At 49.0% G+C, this 18,265-nt stretch carries 15 protein-coding genes; 7 read left to right on the plus strand and 8 right to left on the minus strand.

What is annotated here, in order from left to right; genetic code table 11:
- Positions 1-16 precede the first annotated feature (16 nt).
- Positions 17-2,554, minus strand: coding sequence for a hypothetical protein (locus MJO57_RS10355; RefSeq protein WP_252025115.1), 2,538 nt, complete (start codon positions 2,552-2,554; stop codon positions 17-19).
- Between the two features lie 800 nt (positions 2,555-3,354).
- On the opposite strand from MJO57_RS10355, the gene MJO57_RS10360 reads away from it, so the two are divergent.
- From MJO57_RS10360 to apbC, 3 genes are all read left to right on the plus strand, one after another.
- Positions 3,355-3,792: a DnaT-like ssDNA-binding domain-containing protein gene (locus tag MJO57_RS10360; protein ID WP_252025117.1), complete on the plus strand. Its 438-nt coding sequence runs from the start codon at positions 3,355-3,357 to the stop codon at positions 3,790-3,792.
- A complete protein-coding gene (locus MJO57_RS10365) occupies positions 3,698-4,507 on the plus strand; it encodes a replication protein P (RefSeq protein ID WP_252025119.1) in 810 nt (269 codons plus the stop codon). The genes MJO57_RS10360 and MJO57_RS10365 overlap by 95 nt, the downstream gene beginning before the upstream one ends.
- Before the next feature lie 122 nt (positions 4,508-4,629).
- The gene (gene apbC, locus MJO57_RS10370) at positions 4,630-5,721 is read left to right on the plus strand and encodes an iron-sulfur cluster carrier protein ApbC (protein WP_252025122.1); all 1,092 of its coding nucleotides are present in this window, start codon (positions 4,630-4,632) and stop codon (positions 5,719-5,721) included.
- Here apbC and MJO57_RS10375 read toward each other — a convergent pair.
- Together MJO57_RS10375 and MJO57_RS10380 are read right to left on the minus strand one after the other, a co-directional pair.
- Positions 5,718-6,296 carry an NAD(P)H-dependent oxidoreductase gene (locus MJO57_RS10375; RefSeq protein ID WP_252025124.1) on the minus strand — a complete coding sequence of 193 codons (579 nt, stop codon included), beginning with the start codon at positions 6,294-6,296 and terminating at the stop codon, positions 5,718-5,720. The two genes, apbC and MJO57_RS10375, sit on opposite strands and share 4 nt — an antisense overlap.
- A 561-nt stretch (positions 6,297-6,857) precedes the next feature.
- Positions 6,858-8,219, minus strand: a complete 1,362-nt coding sequence (locus MJO57_RS10380; protein WP_252018151.1) for an ISNCY family transposase — start codon at positions 8,217-8,219, stop codon at positions 6,858-6,860.
- Positions 8,220-8,364: 145 nt separating this feature from the next.
- Here MJO57_RS10380 and MJO57_RS10385 point away from each other — a divergent pair, with 145 nt between their 5' ends.
- Positions 8,365-8,826: a CBS domain-containing protein gene (locus MJO57_RS10385; RefSeq protein WP_252025133.1), complete on the plus strand. Its 462-nt coding sequence runs from the start codon at positions 8,365-8,367 to the stop codon at positions 8,824-8,826.
- Positions 8,827-8,840: 14 nt separating this feature from the next.
- Here the strand turns inward: MJO57_RS10385 and MJO57_RS10390 are convergent, their stop codons facing one another.
- The 4 genes from MJO57_RS10390 to MJO57_RS10405 form a co-directional block, all read right to left on the minus strand.
- Positions 8,841-9,923: an IS66 family transposase gene (locus MJO57_RS10390; protein WP_252019955.1), complete on the minus strand. Its 1,083-nt coding sequence runs from the start codon at positions 9,921-9,923 to the stop codon at positions 8,841-8,843.
- Positions 9,887-10,354, minus strand: a complete 468-nt coding sequence (locus MJO57_RS10395) for a DUF6444 domain-containing protein (RefSeq protein ID WP_252025135.1) — start codon at positions 10,352-10,354, stop codon at positions 9,887-9,889. Before MJO57_RS10395 ends, MJO57_RS10390 begins: the two co-directional genes overlap by 37 nt.
- 185 nt (positions 10,355-10,539) lie before the next feature.
- Entirely contained in the window at positions 10,540-11,661 is a 1,122-nt protein-coding gene (gene ald, locus MJO57_RS10400) for an alanine dehydrogenase (protein WP_252027004.1), read from the minus strand.
- Between the two features lie 200 nt (positions 11,662-11,861).
- Positions 11,862-12,644, minus strand: a complete 783-nt coding sequence (locus MJO57_RS10405; protein WP_252025137.1) for a sulfite exporter TauE/SafE family protein — start codon at positions 12,642-12,644, stop codon at positions 11,862-11,864.
- A 228-nt stretch (positions 12,645-12,872) separates the two neighbouring features.
- On the opposite strand from MJO57_RS10405, the gene MJO57_RS10410 reads away from it, so the two are divergent.
- From MJO57_RS10410 to MJO57_RS10420, 3 genes are all read left to right on the plus strand, one after another.
- Complete coding sequence (locus tag MJO57_RS10410; protein ID WP_252025139.1) at positions 12,873-14,795, plus strand: PrkA family serine protein kinase; 1,923 nt, start codon at positions 12,873-12,875, stop codon at positions 14,793-14,795.
- Positions 14,796-14,904: 109 nt separating this feature from the next.
- Positions 14,905-16,194, plus strand: coding sequence for a YeaH/YhbH family protein (locus MJO57_RS10415; protein WP_252025141.1), 1,290 nt, complete (start codon positions 14,905-14,907; stop codon positions 16,192-16,194).
- Complete coding sequence (locus tag MJO57_RS10420; RefSeq protein ID WP_252025143.1) at positions 16,181-17,716, plus strand: SpoVR family protein; 1,536 nt, start codon at positions 16,181-16,183, stop codon at positions 17,714-17,716. Before MJO57_RS10415 ends, MJO57_RS10420 begins: the two co-directional genes overlap by 14 nt.
- Positions 17,717-17,983: 267 nt before the next feature.
- Here the strand turns inward: MJO57_RS10420 and MJO57_RS10425 are convergent, their stop codons facing one another.
- The gene (locus MJO57_RS10425; protein WP_252025145.1) at positions 17,984-18,235 is read right to left on the minus strand and encodes a hypothetical protein; all 252 of its coding nucleotides are present in this window, start codon (positions 18,233-18,235) and stop codon (positions 17,984-17,986) included.
- Between the last annotated feature and the right edge of the window lie 30 nt (positions 18,236-18,265).

Below are 18,265 nucleotides of genomic sequence, written 5' to 3' on the forward strand. Positions count from 1 at the left end.
CCGCTTTAGCTCCGGTCTACTGTTCATTTCCCGGGGCTGTATCTGCATACGACTTCGCTTCCGCATTTTCCAAGTCAGCAAAAAGTGATGCTGCACAGAGTTCAAACGTGGGACTGTCAACAGAAGCACAGGCAGTACCGTCCTCCCTGGCTTCCACCTTTGTTGATTTACCTTCATCAAATGCAACTTGCAGCTTGCTATCAGGAAAACCTTTTATTTTAGAAGTGATCTCGACTTGCATAGGGCTACCTTTCAAATAGCTTTTTTCGAACAGTACTCTTGTGTCATTTAGCCATTGCTGCAGCTCCTCAATTGCACTACCTTCCGGGAAGGTTTTCTCTTTGTACTGTCTCTGTAAATTACCAGACTTTTTATAGCTTACTTTCACAGTGCGAGTTCGAAGATCGTCAGATGACGCGGACGGTGTACCGACTCTTGCCGCTTTCTCTGCACCGATAACTGACTCTGCCAAAGGGGTGTCGGAAACAGATTCTGTTCTCATTGACTCTTCTTGCTTGCGTGTTTCCTGGTGAACGGAGGAGGGGTGAGTTGAATTGACTGATTCAGCCCATCTCACCTGCTTCTTCCGGGCTGTTGATACTACTGCGCCCTCAGAACGGTCGCTATGCTCTGAATCTGTTTTTTCAGGCGCTCTGTCTGATGTGACGCTGGTCTTTTCCTCGGCATTATCTCTTTTACTTTGCATCATATATATAGAGATTGTTGTCGTATATTTAGGTCTGCGGGATTCCTTTCTCATTGATGACGATAGATGATCTATGTCGTCGTTATCCATCTGTTGGCGAAGCACGGACTCTTCTAAATCGTCCATCACTCCTGTCAAAGGTAACTGCACATTGCCTGAAGATCCAGTTGCCGTTGCTGCCTGACGGCATTCCTGCTCCGTATCACTGCTGATTGCTTCATACCTTGATTGATGCAGCTCTTCATCCATATGCCCTGGCATAAGCTGCTGGATAATAGATGGCGCTCTCTGGCTTGTTTCCATATCGGCTAGTGGTTCAACTTCATAGAACTCTTCTTCTGTAGAGGATGAAGATAGAGAACCAAGGCGCTGGTAAACCCGACCGGCGATACCCTCAGTTATGGGCGATACAACGTGGGCCTCAGGCTCAAGATTTATGACAGAATCCTCATCGGTTACCAACCTGTGGTCTTCCTGCGCCAACAGCTGGCTGACTGCCGCCGGAGCTGAGGCAGCAGCACCCGGATCCCCACCACCTGGCGCGTGTAATGCCGTATCGCTTATCGAGCTCTCGATACCTCTGTCTCCAGAGAAGCCGAGCCTTGTTCCTGACGGTTGCCTGCCAACTTCCAGTTGTTCATCGTCTATTAGTTGGTCCTTAACTGCATCACCGGAAACAAGACATGTTTCGCTTTGGGCTTCAACCGCTGCTGGAAGGTCTTGTTCAGACCAGTCAATATTTGCTGCTTCTGCTTCTGGTGTCTCACTGTCAACTAATGATTCTGAGCCTCTTTTTGTCAGCGATGTTGTATGCTCTGATGCTTCAAGAGAGTGATCCCCGACGGCTTCAGGAGAAATAGTGCGATCTATGACCAGTGACTCGGTGCCAACATCCAGTTGCTGGTGATGCAATCCCGATGGATCGTCGCCTTCAGACAAGCGGGCTGGATGACTACTGGCGCGATTTGGGTCGTGTTGTAAGTCAAAACTTTCAGAATCACTGTCCGTTGAGCTTTCTGACGTTATAGTAGCTGTTTCCACAGCGCCAGCATCAGGCTCTTCGAAAAGTGAATCAATAGGCACATACTGAACAGTCCTCTCCTCTCGTTTTTCCGGTGATATCCGTTCAATGACTTGCTCTCTGATTATTATTGCCTGCTCGTCAGAAGCTGACCGCTCTCGCTCTGTAATCAGTGGTTGTGTATCACTTGTTTCCAGTAACAGGGCCCTTAAACTTTCAACCCCTTCTTCAGCTCTGACGATATCGGAAGGTAGTGAGGGCGTAGCGGTTTCCCTTATGCTGGAATTATACGACACATCCATAGCAATCGAGCGAGACGCCGCTGTGCCACTTACTTTTGCTGATGAGTGGCTGCCACCCAGAATCTCATAGAGTTCCCGGATCTGTTGTTCATATTTGTCGGTTACTGACTGGTCATCGGGCTGTGTCGGTAGTGTTGACGATGCCCCCGACATAAACCGGGAGGCATGCTGTCCAGACCCGGAGCCTCGTCCACTGCCCAAATGCAAGGCTCCTTCATCAAACACTGGCACACTGTCTGATAATGCCTGCCTTTTATCGCTTGTGCTTGTGTTTATTCGATATTGAGGCTCTGAGATACCTTGCTTTCTGGCTGGAAGCTCTTTAGGTTTTTCTTCAGTGGAAGGCTTCAGGTGAGGAGTGAGTTGAAGTGCATCAGAATCAGGAGAGAATTTAGTGGTCCTCATACCGCTATAAAGGGCTCTCGCTTCTTCAGGGAAAGACTCAGTGCCAGTGTAGGGAAGGCCCTGCTGGCGGGGGCTATGAACCGCTTGATCGTAACCTGAACCTGAAGGTGGTAGGTTCATTCTAACTCTCCTGATAAAAATGCCTCCTCATAAGATCTTGAGACCGCTGGAAAGTTTCCCTGGTTTTTTAATAAATTTTTGCCGTGGGCACGCAATTTTTATAAAAGCTTTGGGTGTCCATCGAATAGCATTCCACGGCTCTGACTGAGCCCGGCAGGTGAAAATATTAGCAACTATTAATAGACGACAGGTAGCTGTAAGAGATATCTCGATGGACAGATATTTGCATGCGCCAGCCGGGTACATATTGGTGATTTTTAATAATGAATTGTAATTATGTTTTGAAGTAATCGTTGATAAAATAAATCTCCTGTAAACAGAACATGTGCTGGCATTGAACCGGAGACCTGTTGGTTTCACAAGCACCTCGTTCCCATGGTCCCCCGTGGGAATGCATACGGATCTGGCAGCATGAGAAAGAGCCACTGCCTGGTAGGGTTTTCGGGGGCTCCATGCGAGTATGGTATTTGTGGTGGGATCGGTATGCATTCCCACGCGGAGCATGGGAACGAGGTGTCCGGAGGGTTTTGCGACAACCTCCAGAGCATGGGAACGAGGGGGCTGACTGTATGGGTATTAGCGCTTTTCTGTACCAGGTGGTCTGCTGGTTCTTGTGTCCTTTACTCATTGCCATGTAACGGCTATGGCAGCAAACTTCCCTGTTCGGGCTGACGACGGTTATTCCTGTGTAGCTTTCTGAACGTGTTGCTTCATCTGTGTTAATTGAGCCCGGATAGAAAGCAGGGGGATATCATTGATCAAGCTAGACCAAAAGCGGGAAGGCAGGTATTGTTGACTACATGACTGACGAGAACAAGCATTATATTCGCCAGCGCAATGCGGGCGCATTACCCTGGGAGATTGAGCCGGAAACCCGGGAACTGGAAGAGCATCCTGTTTTTGTCCAGCAGCAGGTAAAGCAAGTGTCCCTTGAAGGTGCCCGGGTTCAGCCTTTGCCGGAAGATTTTGCACCGTCCCGGGGGATTCTTGAATACCTCCAGGCGCACCAGGGAATACCGCTGGACTTCATTGCCACCCAACTGATTGATTTTAAGTTGTACTGGCACGAAACCGGTGAGGCACGAAAGGCCTGGCAAAACAAGTTCAAATCCCACGTTATCTACCAGTGGAAGCGGAATCAAAGTGAAACAGGGCAACGACCTCATCGATCAACAGCTGAAAAGCTTACAGACCGGAGCTGGGATGATGACTTCCGGTTCGACGACGGCGACGAGTGATCAGCATTCCATCGCTCGCCAGTCACCAGCTGCCTATGATCAGTCGGATTCCGGCGATACTTCACAGCAGGCACGTTCTGGTGCGGATCATGTAGATGCCATCAATGCGGTGTTCACGCTACTTGAAGACGCCTACCCCCTGAAGTTCAAGCGGGCTTTCCAGACCCATGAAGATATTATCCGTGCCAAGCGGGTCTGGAAAAACTCTCTACAGGAATTCAGCCCCCGTCGTATTTTACTGGCGGCAAAAAAAGCACTGGATACTGCCAAATTTTTCCCGGACCTCAGCGATATCCGTGAGTTGTGCAAGCTGCGCTATGATGAAGTGGGATTAAAAGAACCGCTGCAGGCCTATTATGAAGCCTGTTATGCCCCCCGGCAGAACAGAGATTACCCATGGTCGCATATTGCTGTCTACCTTGCCGCCCGTGAAACGGGCTGGATGATGCTGCGTAGTGAGGAACAACGGGTTGCTTTGCCGCTATTTGAGCGGAACTACGAAATACTCTGTAACCGGGTGCTGGAAGGTGAAGACCTGGAGGCCAGTATCCTGAAAGGGATTGAGGATAGTCGTAGTAAAGAAGTGACTCGTCTTGCAGCAGAGGCTGCGCAACAGCAGCAACGTGAGACGATGATTGCCCAGGGAATTGATCCGGATAATAGCGCATCCGCTCGTGACCGATTGAAAAAAATATTTGATCAGGGTTGCTCCTGATTACCTCATTTACTGAGTCTTGCTCATAACAATACGGGGAAGACCCGGGTTTACCTCTTGATTTTATCGCTTTAAACCCTCATTGAGTTGCGTGTTATTTTCCCACCGACTGGAGTGTAGCCATGAATCCAAGCCGAGCCGCTATTGAAGCGGCTATTCGCAGCTATCAGGACCCTTACCTGAACAACAATTTGCTGGATACTGGCTGTCTTGAATCCCTTGACATAAATAACGGCAAGGTCAGCGCATCCCTGATGCTGGGTTACCCGGCCAAGGGTCTGTGTGATGGTGTTGCCCAGATGCTGGCAAATAAAATCGACAATATTGACGGTGTTGAATCGGTCGATGTTTCGGTTAACTGGAATGTTGCTCCGGCGCCGGTTCAGGGTGAGCTGGAAACCATGGCCGGTGTGAAGAACATTATTGCCGTTGCTTCCGGTAAAGGTGGGGTGGGGAAGTCCACAACCGCAGCTAACCTCGCCCTGGCACTGGCAGCAGAAGGTGCGCGGGCAGGCGTTCTGGATGCTGATATTTATGGTCCGAGTATGGGGCAGATGTTTGGTATTCCTGATGGTACCCGGCCGGATGTGAAGAACGACAGGTTTTTCATGCCGATTGAAGCCCATGGTATTCAGGTGATGTCCATGGCGTTTCTGGTCACTGAAGACACCCCGGTGGTGTGGCGCGGCCCCATGGTCAGCGGTGCGCTGATTCAATTATTGACCCAGACCCTGTGGAACGACCTGGATTATCTGGTGATCGACCTGCCACCAGGCACTGGTGACATTCAATTAACCCTGGCTCAGAAGATCCCGGTTTCTGGCAGTGTCGTGGTTACGACGCCTCAGGATCTGGCACTGATTGATGCCAAAAAAGGCATTGAGATGTTCCGCAAGGTCGGTGTTCCTGTTCTGGGTGTGGTGGAAAATATGGCCGTTCATATCTGCTCAAACTGTGGCCATGCAGAGCATCTGTTTGGCGAAGGGGGCGGTAGCCGTATTGCAGAGCAGTTTGATATCGACCTGTTGGGCTCCTTGCCTCTCTCCATGATGATTCGTGAGCAGGCAGACCAGGGTACACCAACCGTGGTTTCTGAACCGGAATCACAGATTGCCATGGTCTATCGGGATATGGCCCGACATATGGCGGCAAAACTGTGGCTACGTCATCAGCAGGCTCCCGCAGTGCCCTCTCTGTCCGTGGTCGATGACTAAAACTGTTTGATTTTCTGGCGAACTTTGTCGAGGAACTGGCTTAACTGAAATTTGGAAAGCTTATCCATACTGTAAAGAGCCAGCCAGTCAATGGCACTGCATTTGGTGACAGCCTTTAAGCTCAGTCTCATCATTTTGCGGGGTGGGTTACCGATCAGGGCCATCCGCCAGCGTGATGCTCCCTGGGTGGTGATGATCAGGATTTTCTTCAGGTTGGTCAGTTTTGGCTCCATACCATTCGGGCCAAAATCAGCTACGACAGAGGGAAGCCAGACTCGATCCAGCCAACCCTTAAGGATTGCCGGCGGCCCCATCCACCAGGTGGGGTAGATCATGATCAGGGCTTCAGCCCATTGCAGCTGCTGTACATATTTCTCTATGGCAGAGGTGTTGCTGTCCCGGTCCATGTAGGTTCTTCGTTCAGCTGTACTCATCCTGGGCTCAAAACCGTGTTGATAGAGATCCAGCGTTTGTAGCTCGAATGATTTTGCTGCCAGTTCATCAGACACCACTTTTAAAATGCTGGCGTTGTAGCTTTCGGGAGCTGGATGGGCAAAGACAACCAGAGTTTTCATTCAAGCATTCACTCCATGCCAAATCGTTATTGGTACGGGCCGATTGTAGCGCTTATTGAACGGTGTGTAAGTCGCAGCTTCTATGCCATTGCCTACGCTTGTTCAATTATTCACCCTAACCGAATGGACAATGTCTTTCACCAGTGTCAAACCTATCGAACGGTTGTAACCCAAGGCTACAGGGAGCACAAGCGTCTCGCTGACGATTTGCTCAGGCAGATATAGCTGATGCTGCAAGGTCCGGATAACCCTGATCTTTGACTCAGATCAAAATAGTGGTTTGCCGCAATAGGTCATACTGATCCCAAAAGCGATACTTTCGGGAGCCAGGGATATGAGCAATGACAACCCCTTAATTAGTTCTCGTCCAAAAACGCATCAGGCAATCATAATTAGATTGTACGTGCGTTTTGATATTTCCTGAAATTCCAGAGAGCCGCAAAAACTCTTCCCTTTTTTTCTCTAATCTGGGACGGATATTGGAGAAAAACGCGAAAAGCAGGCAGAAAACATCCTCCCACCATGCTGGAAAGGTACTTTCATGTAGCGTGGAGGTGGCTATCAGGATGGTGCCGGGTGTCTGGCCAGAATCACCAGGTTGTAACAGACCACCGATAACCAGCAATGAGAATCAAAACGCTCAGAACCCTTGCAGTGGCAACGTGATAGCCCAAAACATCTCTTTAGCCACGAAATTCCCGCTTCAATACCTGCCCGGAAGCGAAAGAGCGTTTTATACACATACTGACTTTTAGTCATCTCTTCGACTTCAAGTCCGCGCTTCTTATTAAAAGCTACATCGCTGATTCCCATGGCCTTGGCTTTTTCCAAATTAGCGCGACACGCGTATCCGCCGTCACCGCTTGTCTGGCGAGGTACACGACCATAAATTTCTTTTTGTCTTTCCATCATCGGAATGAATTGGTCCGAATCCGCTGGGTTACCTTCCTCAATAACCAGGTCCAGGATCAATCGACTTTTTCCCTGAACCAGGTTCAGTTTATGGCCATACTGTACTTGCCGCCTGTCTTTTACGATGATATCCGTATGGGGTTCATACAGGCTAACCACTTTTTCCTGGGCTGGCACCTTTTCACCCTTAAAGACCCTGCGCTCTGTCTGGGAGACTATTGCATCCACCAGGGGTAACAGGTGATCCACATCGGCCTGCCACTTGTCGGCATCATCAGCCAGGAGACACTGCCCCTGCTGACGGGCGTTTGCTAGCGTGACAGTAGCTTCGATAAGTACCTTCCGGGATTTTCGGGTCAACTGCAGCAGTTTTTTATAATGCTGATGCCGCTCTTCTTTGCCAGCGTAGATGCATTTTCTGGCCGCATCTTTTACGGCTCGGTTGTGATGGGTATATTCATAAAGCGGTGTCGCTGTCAGTGTTTGTCCCCGTTCCAGCAGCCGACAAATTTCTTTAACGGAACTGGCTAAAAGATCACTGTCGCAAGGAGGTTTGATATCCGATTCGGTGACTGTGCTGTCAATAGCCACAGTGCGCCCTTTTTCAATACCCTGATCTTTAGCGGTCATTAGCTGACAGTTATTAATCCGTTCCCATGTAGATGCAGTAAGAAGGCTGATGAGCCCATGCAAACTGGAGCGACTGGGGCGCTGGTTTGGTTCGAGGCGACAAAAGTCTCGAAAGAGCATGGAGTCCATCAAAACAAACGACAAGTAGTCATAATCACAATTCAAATACTGTTTCAGGAGTGCCGCACGAAGAACGGATTCTGCTGATAGTCCGTTCCGCCCAGTGTTCTGTTTATCACAAGAACTTAAGTCCTCATAAATCCAGTCATTGAACTGTGGATGGGCGTCAAGCCATTGCGAGATACCGGAAAGCTGGGAGCAGATTTCATGAGGTACGTAATGGAGTTCCATACTACACTGCGGGTTGCGTTTTTTGCGCATTTGGAGTCCTCTGTTTTTGGCAATCCCTTATGTTTCTTGCTCTTGGGAAGTTTAGTCGCCAGATAGCAGTAGGGCTCCACTTAATTTTTCAGGATAAAATCTACAGTTTTCAATTGGTTGTGTTTTTGGACGAGAACTAATTAGCATGACGGCTGAACAAATCATGTGCCAGAAGGTGATTACGGTACCTTTTGACTGGTCAGTGGAGCGACTGGCGCGATTTCTGACGGATAAAGCCATCTCCGGTGCACCGGTGGTGAATAATGCCGGGCAGTTGATTGGTGTTGTTTCATATTCTGATATTGTCCGTCAGGCAGGCAGTGGTCTGGTTGATCTCGCCAAGCGGGATGATCATTTTTACAGCACTATGATGGATGAGACGTTGTCCCCAGAAGATCAGCGCTCTTTTCATGACCTGCTGGATCAGTCCGTCCTGGTCAATGATATTATGACACCGATGGTGTTTGAGGTATCTCCGGAGACACCGCTGATCAGCGTTGCTGAAGCAATGGTTAAAGGGCGCATTCACAGGGTTATGGTTACTAAAGATCGCTCACTGAAGGGCGTGATCAGTGCGTTGGACCTATTGAAGGTGATGACGCTTTAGATTTCCCGGAGTAACTATTCAGCACTGAGCAAAGGCATATTACAGTAATTCCGAACAGCTCTATGAAGTGATTGATATATGTCCATTCCCTGTTTTCTGGCAGACGACAAATAGCTGCGAATCCGTGCAAACATAGAACCACCGTCTGCACTCCTGAAGCAGCCTGAGATTTTCTGCTTTAACTTGGCCATTCGAACATCCCGCTCACTGCCATTGTTATCGAAGGGAATGGTAAAATCTGACATGAAGCGCAGTGTCTCAGCCTTGAACTCAGTGAGTCGTTTGAAGAGATTGTAAGCTTTAGTATTCTTGACTTTCTTGCGCTTAAGCTCCTCTCGTTGCTTCTCCATATAGACGACTTCTTTCATTAGAGCCCGCTGAAGCAACCGGTCATAAATCTTCTCGATTCGTTCACAGACAACACTTGGCATCTGTAGCATACCTATGGTCTTAAAGCCCTTGCAGTAATGCCAGGAAAGCCTCAGTAGCTTCATCAATCGCAACGCCAGTTGATTGCTGTCCCTATCAACAACACCCAAAAGCTCCCTCAGGTGATGGGCATTGCAAAGTACGTGAGTTGCCGCATATGCAAAATAGGATTTCCAATGATCATGAACCAGAACGCCTGCAAATGTTAGCAGTATGCCCATCGTGTCCATGGCCTCACGACCTCGCTTTTCAGACAAGTAGTAGAGCGTCCATTGTTCATCCCGCATAACGTGTAGCCAGTGCAAAGAGCCCTCGGCCCGCATACCCGTTTCATCGGCTCCGGCAACAGACGATTCCCGCAAGGCGTCACGAATAACCTCTTCAGTAGAAGCCAGATTTTCATAGGTTCTGGCCACAAAATTGGCGACAGTGCCTGCACTTACACTCATTTTATAGAGAGTATTAAAATACTCTGACACGCGCTTAAAAGGCAGGAAATGGTATTGGTTAAGATAGACGGCCATAGCCTGTGTGGCTGAGCCATATTGTGCGGCAGCGGTAACACCTTCCGGGAATTCAGCCTGATTCCGACAACCACAAGTGCAGATTTTTACTTCAGCTCTATGGGCCGTTACTTCAAATTCACCCGGTCTCCCTGGTTCAAACACCTGTCGTTCAATATATTTGACCGGCTCACTATCAAGAAGAGACGCCTGACATTTATTGCATTTTTAACCGGAAGGTACTCAATATAGTCAGGGATATCGACCTGTTTAAGACAAGTGCCCTGATGCCCTTTCTTTCCACCGGCTTTATTACCAGAAGACTGTCTCAGACTTTTAGGATTGGGTTTTTCATCCGATGGATCGGTACCTTTATCTGCGGAAAGGTCGTCAGAATGATCTGGAGAATTACTGTTTTTACAAGGTTTTTGATAACCATCAGACGATGGCGGCTTGCTGCTGTTTTGACTGTTCTTGCCAACCTTTTCTTCCAATTCTCGACATCGCTCTTCCAGACAGGCAACTCTCATCCGCAGCTCTGCATTCTCTTTCAAGAGAATCTCAGCCGACATAGTTGCGGGTAGTTCTGGAATCATGCTGGCGAATATTGTGGAAAAATGGTGCTTAAGAGGATGGTATAAAAATCAGAAAATTCCAGATTTATGTGGGGGTGCTGAACAGTTACTTCCCGGATACAGTCCCCCGCTGTAGATACCCGCTATAGATAAAAAAGGTGCCGCCTGATGGGTACCTTTTTATCTGCAAAGAGGTATCAAACAGATTAAATCCTGGTCAGCATCTGAGCTGCTGATTGATAAGGCAGGTTTTGTGCCCGGGCAACACTCTCACAGGTCACAACACCCTGGCAAATATTCAGGCCTTCCAACAGGTATGGGTTTTCTTCCATGGCCTTACGGGGACCTTTGTTGGCAATCTGAAGAACGTAAGGCAAAGTTGCATTGTTCAATGCCAGAGTAGAGGTGCGAGCGACGGCGCCGGGCATGTTGGCAACACAGTAATGAACCACTTCATCAATGATAAAAGTCGGCTCAGCATGGGTAGTCGCCACGGAAGTTTCCGCACACCCCCCCTGATCGATAGCCACATCGACAATAACAGAGCCTGGTTTCATCTTGATGACCATCTCCCGGGTGATCAGCTTGGGGGCGGCAGCACCGGGCAGCAAAACACCACCAATAACCAGGTCAGCGGATAGCACATGCTGTTCGATCGACTGGAAAGTTGAGTATACGGTACGAACACGGTTGCCATATTGGGCATCCAGCCGGCGCAGGGCATCCACTGATCGATCAATGACCACGACCTCTGCACCCATGCCAACGGCCATTGCCGTGGCATTCTGACCAACAACGCCGGCACCGATGATGACGACTTTGGCAGGTTCAACCCCCGGAACGCCACCGAGTAACATACCGCGTCCAGCCATGGATTTTTCCAGACAACGCGCACCGGCCTGAATAGACATACGCCCGGCAACTTCAGACATTGGCGCCAGCAGTGGCAGTCGGCCCCGGGCATCGGTCACGGTTTCGTAGGCGATACAGGTGGCTCCGCTCTTGATCAGGTCTGTGGTTTGTGGCACATCGGGTGCCAGATGCAGATAAGTGAATAGTGTATGATGAGGTTTCAGCCTTGCACGTTCCATCGCCTGAGGCTCTTTTACTTTAACAATCAGTTCAGCCGCTTTGAAAACAGTTTCGCCAGTTTCCAGGACGGTAGCGCCTGAGGCCAAATAATCTTCATTGAAAAAACCGACGCCATTACCAGCATGGGTCTCAACAAAAACCTCGTGTCCGTTTTGAACCAGCTCTTTAACAACAGCCGGCGTGAGGCCTACGCGGTACTCGTGATTCTTGATTTCCTTGGGAATACCTATCCGCATATTTAACTCCATGATCATAAAAATGTGGTTTATAACAATATTTAACATTAATTTTCACAGGTTTTTATCCTGAAATTTATATTTTTTTGTTTTCTTTTACTAAAAATACCTTTGATTCCTTTTATTGCTCTGTGTTCAGAAAAATGTTTCAGACAAAGCCCGGAATTTGCCGGATTTCCGGATGACGTTCATCAGCTGGATTAAGCCAAAAACTGCACGCCAACAATAAATAAAAACAGGGCAAACATCTTCTGTAACTTTTCTGCTGCAAGTACATGAGCCATGCGGGCTCCAATTCGTGCAAACAGCATGCTGGTCAAGACAATCCCCAGAAAAGCAGGCCAATACACATACCCTGTACTCAGAGCTGGCAGGCCCATGCTCTTTTCACCCAGTAACATGTTTGATATTGCCCCCATCACAGCAATGGGGAAGCCACAGGCTGCAGAAGTACCCACCGCTTGTTTCATTGTCAGGCTGATTCTTCTCAAATATGGGACTGACAGAGTCCCGCCACCAATACCAAACATGCCGGAAACAGCTCCAATCACAACACCGGCACTCATCAGTATTGGATTCCCTGGCACTTTGGCACCTTCATTAACCTTGAATCCGAACCACATTTTGGCCGACACCAGGATCGCAAATACCCCAAGCAGCTTCTGCAACACGTGCCCGCTCAGATTCACGGCGGTATAAACACCGAGAAACGCACCAACAAGAATACCGATACTTAATGTGATAAATACCGACCAATTAACAGCACCTTCTTCCTGATGGGCCTTGATTGAGCTAAGCGATGTGACCACCATGGTTGCCAGAGAGGTGCCTACGGCCATATGAGTCAGGATCTCAGGTGACATACCCTGGATTTTGAAGCTGAAGATCAGTACAGGAACAATAATCAGCCCCCCACCGATACCGAACAAACCAGCCATTACTCCGGCACAAGCACCCAGGCCCAGGTAGAGGAGAAAGAGCATTTTTATCCCTTACAAAAAATCAGATTGGTAATTATACGACAACCAGTTTCTGAATATTCAAACCGCAAAAGATATAGACATTCTTATCCATTAGTTCTATAACGTAAATGTACGTACGTTTTTTATTATTAAAAATGTGTCGTTCATAAGGATAGTAAGACTCCTGAAAAATCATAATTAAGCAGTACGCCTTACAAGACTCACAACGATCAGGCGAGGGGGAAACAGATGTCCATATTTGCTCAATACCAGCAGAGATACGAGTCCGTCCAACAGGAAGAGATGAGTCTCACAGAGTACCTGGAACTCTGCAAAAAAGATCCCTGGGCTTATGCCAACGCAGCTGAACGTATGCTGAAAGCGATTGGTGAGCCTCAGGTGATTGACACTTCCCGGGATCCACGCTCAAGCAGGATCTTTTCCAATAAACTGATTAAACAGTACCCGGCGTTCAAAGAGTTCTATGGCATGGAAGAAGCCATTGAACAGATCGTCTCTTATTTCAAACATGCTGCCCAGGGCCTGGAAGAGAAAAAACAGATTCTCTACTTACTGGGACCGGTGGGTGGCGGTAAGTCATCCCTTGCGGAAAAATTAAAGCAGTTGATGGAAAGAGTACCGTTCTATGCCATCAAAGGCTCTCCGGTTTTTGAATCGCCCCTGGGCTTATTCAACCCGGATGAAGATGCCGACATTCTCAAAGAAGAGTTCGGGATACCAAGCCGGTATCTTAAGTACATCATGTCTCCCTGGGCCGTTAAACGACTGAATGAGTACGGCGGTGATATTTCCAAATTCAGGGTGGTTAAACTCTACCCAAGTCGTTTGAATCAGGTTGCCATCGCCAAAACCGAACCAGGCGACGAAAACAACCAGGATATTTCCAGCCTCGTCGGTAAAGTCGATATTCGTCAGCTGGAAGAATATTCCCAGGATGATCCGGATGCCTACAGCTTCTCCGGCGCGCTGTGCCGGGCAAACCAGGGCATCATGGAATTCGTTGAGATGTTCAAGGCGCCCATCAAGGTATTGCACCCACTGCTGACCGCAACCCAGGAAGGTAACTACAACAGTACCGAAGGCCTTGGTGCCATCCCTTATGAGGGCATTCTGCTGGCTCACTCGAACGAATCCGAGTGGCAGACTTTCCGCAACAACAAAACCAATGAAGCCTTCATTGACCGGGTCAATATCGTCAAGGTGCCTTACTGCGTAAGAGTCAGTGAAGAGATCCATATCTATGAGAAGTTGCTGGAACACAGCTCCCTCAAGGATGCTCCCTGCGCACCGGATACGCTGAAAATGTTGGCACAGTTCACCACACTGTCCCGCATCAAAGACCCCGAAAACTCCTCTATCTACTCCAAGATGAAGGTGTACGATGGTGAAAACCTGAAAGATACCGACCCGAATGCCAAGCCTTTGCAGGAATACAAGGACATAGCCGGGGTTGATGAAGGCATGAACGGTTTGTCAACCCGATTTGCCTTCAAGATTCTGTCCAAGGTCTTCAACTTTGACCCTTCAGAGGTCGCTGCCAACCCGGTACACCTTCTGTACGTTCTGGAACAGCAGATTGAACAGCACCAGTTCCCGGAAGAGATACAGGATCGCTATCTGTCGTTTATCAAAGAGTACCTGACGCCCAAGTACATCGAGTTCCTGGGCAAGGAAATTCAGACTGCCTACCTGGAGTCTTACTCTGAATACGGTCAGAATATTTTTGATCGCTACATCACCTACGCTGATTTCTGGATTCAGGATCAGGAGTACCGTGATCCGGATACCGGCCATATTCTTGACCGCTCTGCCCTCAGCGAAGAGCTGGAGAAAATCGAGAAACCTGCCGGTATTGCCAATCCCAAAGACTTCCGGAATGAAGTGGTGAACTTTGTTCTGAGAGCTCGCGCCAATAACGACGGCAAGAACCCCAGCTGGTTGAGCTATGAGAAGATGCGCACCGTGATTGAGAAGAAGATGTTCTCCAATACGGAAGACCTGCTGCCGGTCATCTCATTCAATGCCAAGGGGTCTCAGGAAGCTCAGCGCAAGCATGCTGATTTCGTCTCACGAATGGTTACCCATGGCTATACCGAGAAACAGGTACGCCTGTTATCCGAATGGTATATCCGGGTTCGCAAGTCTCAATAAAAACGACTCCCGCCTGTCATTTGACAAGGCGGGCATCACGCCCATGCCCTGCATACCCGGGGCAAATCTTTATAAAGCGAACATTAGTAACTATCGGGAGAGCGTCTTTATGAGCATCATAATCGACCGACGCCTCAACGGAAAAAAGAAGAGTACTGTCAACCGACAGCGTTTTCTGAGGCGTTACCGCAGCCTTGTCAAAGAGGCTGTACAGGATGCTGTTGATCAACGCTCAATCACCGACGTTGAAAGCGGCAGCAACATTACCATTCCAAAAAAAGATCTGAATGAACCGTTTTTCCATCATGGCCAAGGCGGTCATCATGGTCATGTCCACCCGGGCAATAAAGAGTTCAATCAGGGCGATCGTATTCAGCGGCCACCCGGTGGTGGCGGTCAGGGCAGCGGTGATGGCAAAGCCAGTGACGGTGGTGAAGGCGCTGATGACTTTGCCTTCCAGATCAATCGTGACGAGTTTCTTGAATATCTGTTTGATGACCTGGAGCTACCGAACCTGGTCAGGAAAGAGCTGAAAGACAGCACTGACTACAAATTGAAGCGCGCCGGTTTTACCACGGCCGGGTCACCTGACCGACTGAATGTGGTCCGATCACTGCGTGCTGCCCATGCGCGACGGATAGCACTCTCCGGCAAAGACCGGAAAGTGATCAGAACACTGAAGCGGGAACTTCGTGAAATGGAAGTCAGTCCGGATGAAGTTGACCAGCTTCAGGCTCGCCGAATCCGGGAAGAGATCAATGTACTTAACAAAAAACTGAAGCGTCTGCCGTTCATAGACGACTTTGACCTGCGTTTCAATAACATGGCCAAGGTGCCACAGCCTTCCAGCAAGGCAGTCATGTTCTGTGTGATGGATGTTTCCGGTTCCATGACCCGGGAAATCAAAGACATGGCCAAGCGCTTCTTCCTGCTTCTCTATCTGTTCCTGGAGAGAAACTATGAAGCGGTAGAGGTGGTCTTTATTCGTCATCACAGCGAAGCGCGGGAGTGCGATGAGCAGGATTTTTTCTATGCCAGAGAGACTGGAGGCACCGTGGTATCCACCGCCTTGCGATTAGCTGACGAAATCATCACGGATCGCTATTCCCCGAATGAGTGGAACATCTACATCGCCCAGGCTTCTGATGGTGATAACTGGGAAGCTGATTCCAGTAAATGTCATGACATCATTCTGGACAAGCTGCTGCCGGTTTGCCAGTACTACGCCTATGTAGAAATCACCGATCGCCATCACCAGAACCTCTGGTATGAATACAAATCCATAGAGCAGGCACATCAGGGACATTTTGCCATGCAGCAGATCCGCAGTTATGCGGATATTTACCCAACCTTCCGCCGCTTATTCGAGAAAAAGGAGGGAAGTCATGCTGGAAGCTGAAGCACCGGTAAGAACACCGAAAAAAAGAAAGGAGCCGCTCTCTACCGGCTCTGACTGGACATTCGAACTCCTGGAGACCTACGACCGTGAGTTTGCCCGGCTGGCCGACAAGTTCAGGCTGGACACTTATCCCAATCAGATAGAGGTGATCAGCTCTGAACAGATGCTGGATGCCTATTCCTCTGTGGGCATGCCGTTAATGTATAACCACTGGAGTTATGGCAAGACCTTTCTGAGTAACCAGCAGAACTACCAGCAAGGAAGAATGGGGCTGGCCTATGAGATAGTGATCAACTCCAACCCCTGCATAGCCTATCTGATGGAAGAAAACACCATGCCCATGCAGGCACTGGTGATTGCCCATGCCTGCTATGGTCATAACTCGTTCTTTAAGGGTAACTACTTGTTCAGGCAGTGGACGGATGCCAGTGCCATTATTGACTACCTGCTGTTTGCCAAGAGCTATCTTGCCAAATGTGAGGAGAAGTACGGCATCAGCGCCGTCGAGGACGTACTGGATGCCTGCCACGCCCTGATGAACCAGGGAGTCAATCGCTATGTTCGACCAACGCCCATGTCGGCGGAACAGGAAAAGGCGCTCTCACAGGAGCGGGAGGAGTACATTCAGCGCAATCTGAATGACCTCTGGCGGACCATTCCTGTCCGCGAGAGTGAGCAGGAAAAGAAAACCGTTCGCTTTCCCAAAGACCCGGAAGAGAACCTGCTTTACTTCATTGAAAAAAATGCACCGCTGCTGGAAACCTGGCAGCGGGAAATCATCCGTATTGTGCGTAAGGTGGCGCAATACTTCTACCCGCAGCGACAGACCCAGGTGATGAATGAGGGTTGGGCAACCTTCTGGCACTACCATCTGATGCATGAGATGTACGACGAAGGCCTGATTACCGAAGGTTTTATCATGGAGTTCCTGCACTCTCACTCCAGTGTCGTATACCAGCCGGATTTTGATGATCCACGCTACAGTGGCATCAATCCCTACACTCTCGGCTTCAATATCTTCCGGGATATCCGCCGAATCTGTGAACATCCGACCGATGAAGACCGGGAGTGGTTCCCGGACCTGGCAGGCACTGACTGGCTGGATGCAGTTCACTTCGCCATGCAGAACTTCAAGGATGAAGGCTTTATTCTTCAATACCTGTCGCCTAAGGTCATGCGGGATATGAGGCTGTTCAGTATTGATGATAATGAAGTTAACCCTTATCTTGAGGTGGATGCCATCCATGATGACCCGGGCTATCGTCAGCTGAGGGAAAATCTGGCCGCACAATACAACCTGGGGAACAGGGAGCCGAATATTCAAGTCTACAACGTGGATGTCCGTGGTGACCGATCACTGACCCTTCGTCATTACATGCACAGGGGAAGGCCACTGGATAACGGCAGCACCAGTGAAATCATCAAACACATTCATCGCCTGTGGGGGTTTGATGTAAAACTGGAGTGTGTGGACGAAAAAAATATCGTGCAATATGAACATACTCTGCCCAAAGAGAAGTAAATCTTAGTGGCTGCATGGAATGTCTGGACATATTGTCGACCTGAGTTAACCCGGATATTTCATAAACTGCCCCGAATCTCGCGCCCGGCCACATGGATGTGGGAGGTAGGGCGACGCAGGATTCCAAAGCCGGGGACTTTGTTGCTCTAAGGCATTTTGTGAAGGAGCGCCGTACCGGGAAGTACGGTCGACTGAGCAAAACTCCCATAAAACGGATAAGCGAGAATGGGAATACGTTTATGAAATATCCGGGCTAAGGAGCTGAATTCAGGATTGCTTACAACCAGGACGTTCTCCCCGGTGCTGCTGGTCCGACTCTTCGAGGTGCTGACGATCGATCAGTTTATTCAGAACTTCGATCTGCGCAATCATATAGTCAATATTATAATTAAGTATCTGATGCTCCTTTTCATAAGCGGGTATACCAGCGAATTTTTCCAGTTTCAGTGCTTTTGCTGTTCTTAATGACTTAATATAAAAATCCCTGAGATCCTTTATTTTACCGTAACTGTTCAGCACCCCCACATAAATCTGGAATTTTCTGATTTT

The sequence above is a fragment of the Endozoicomonas sp. SCSIO W0465 genome (assembly GCF_023716865.1).
GTDB lineage: Bacteria > Pseudomonadota > Gammaproteobacteria > Pseudomonadales > Endozoicomonadaceae > Endozoicomonas.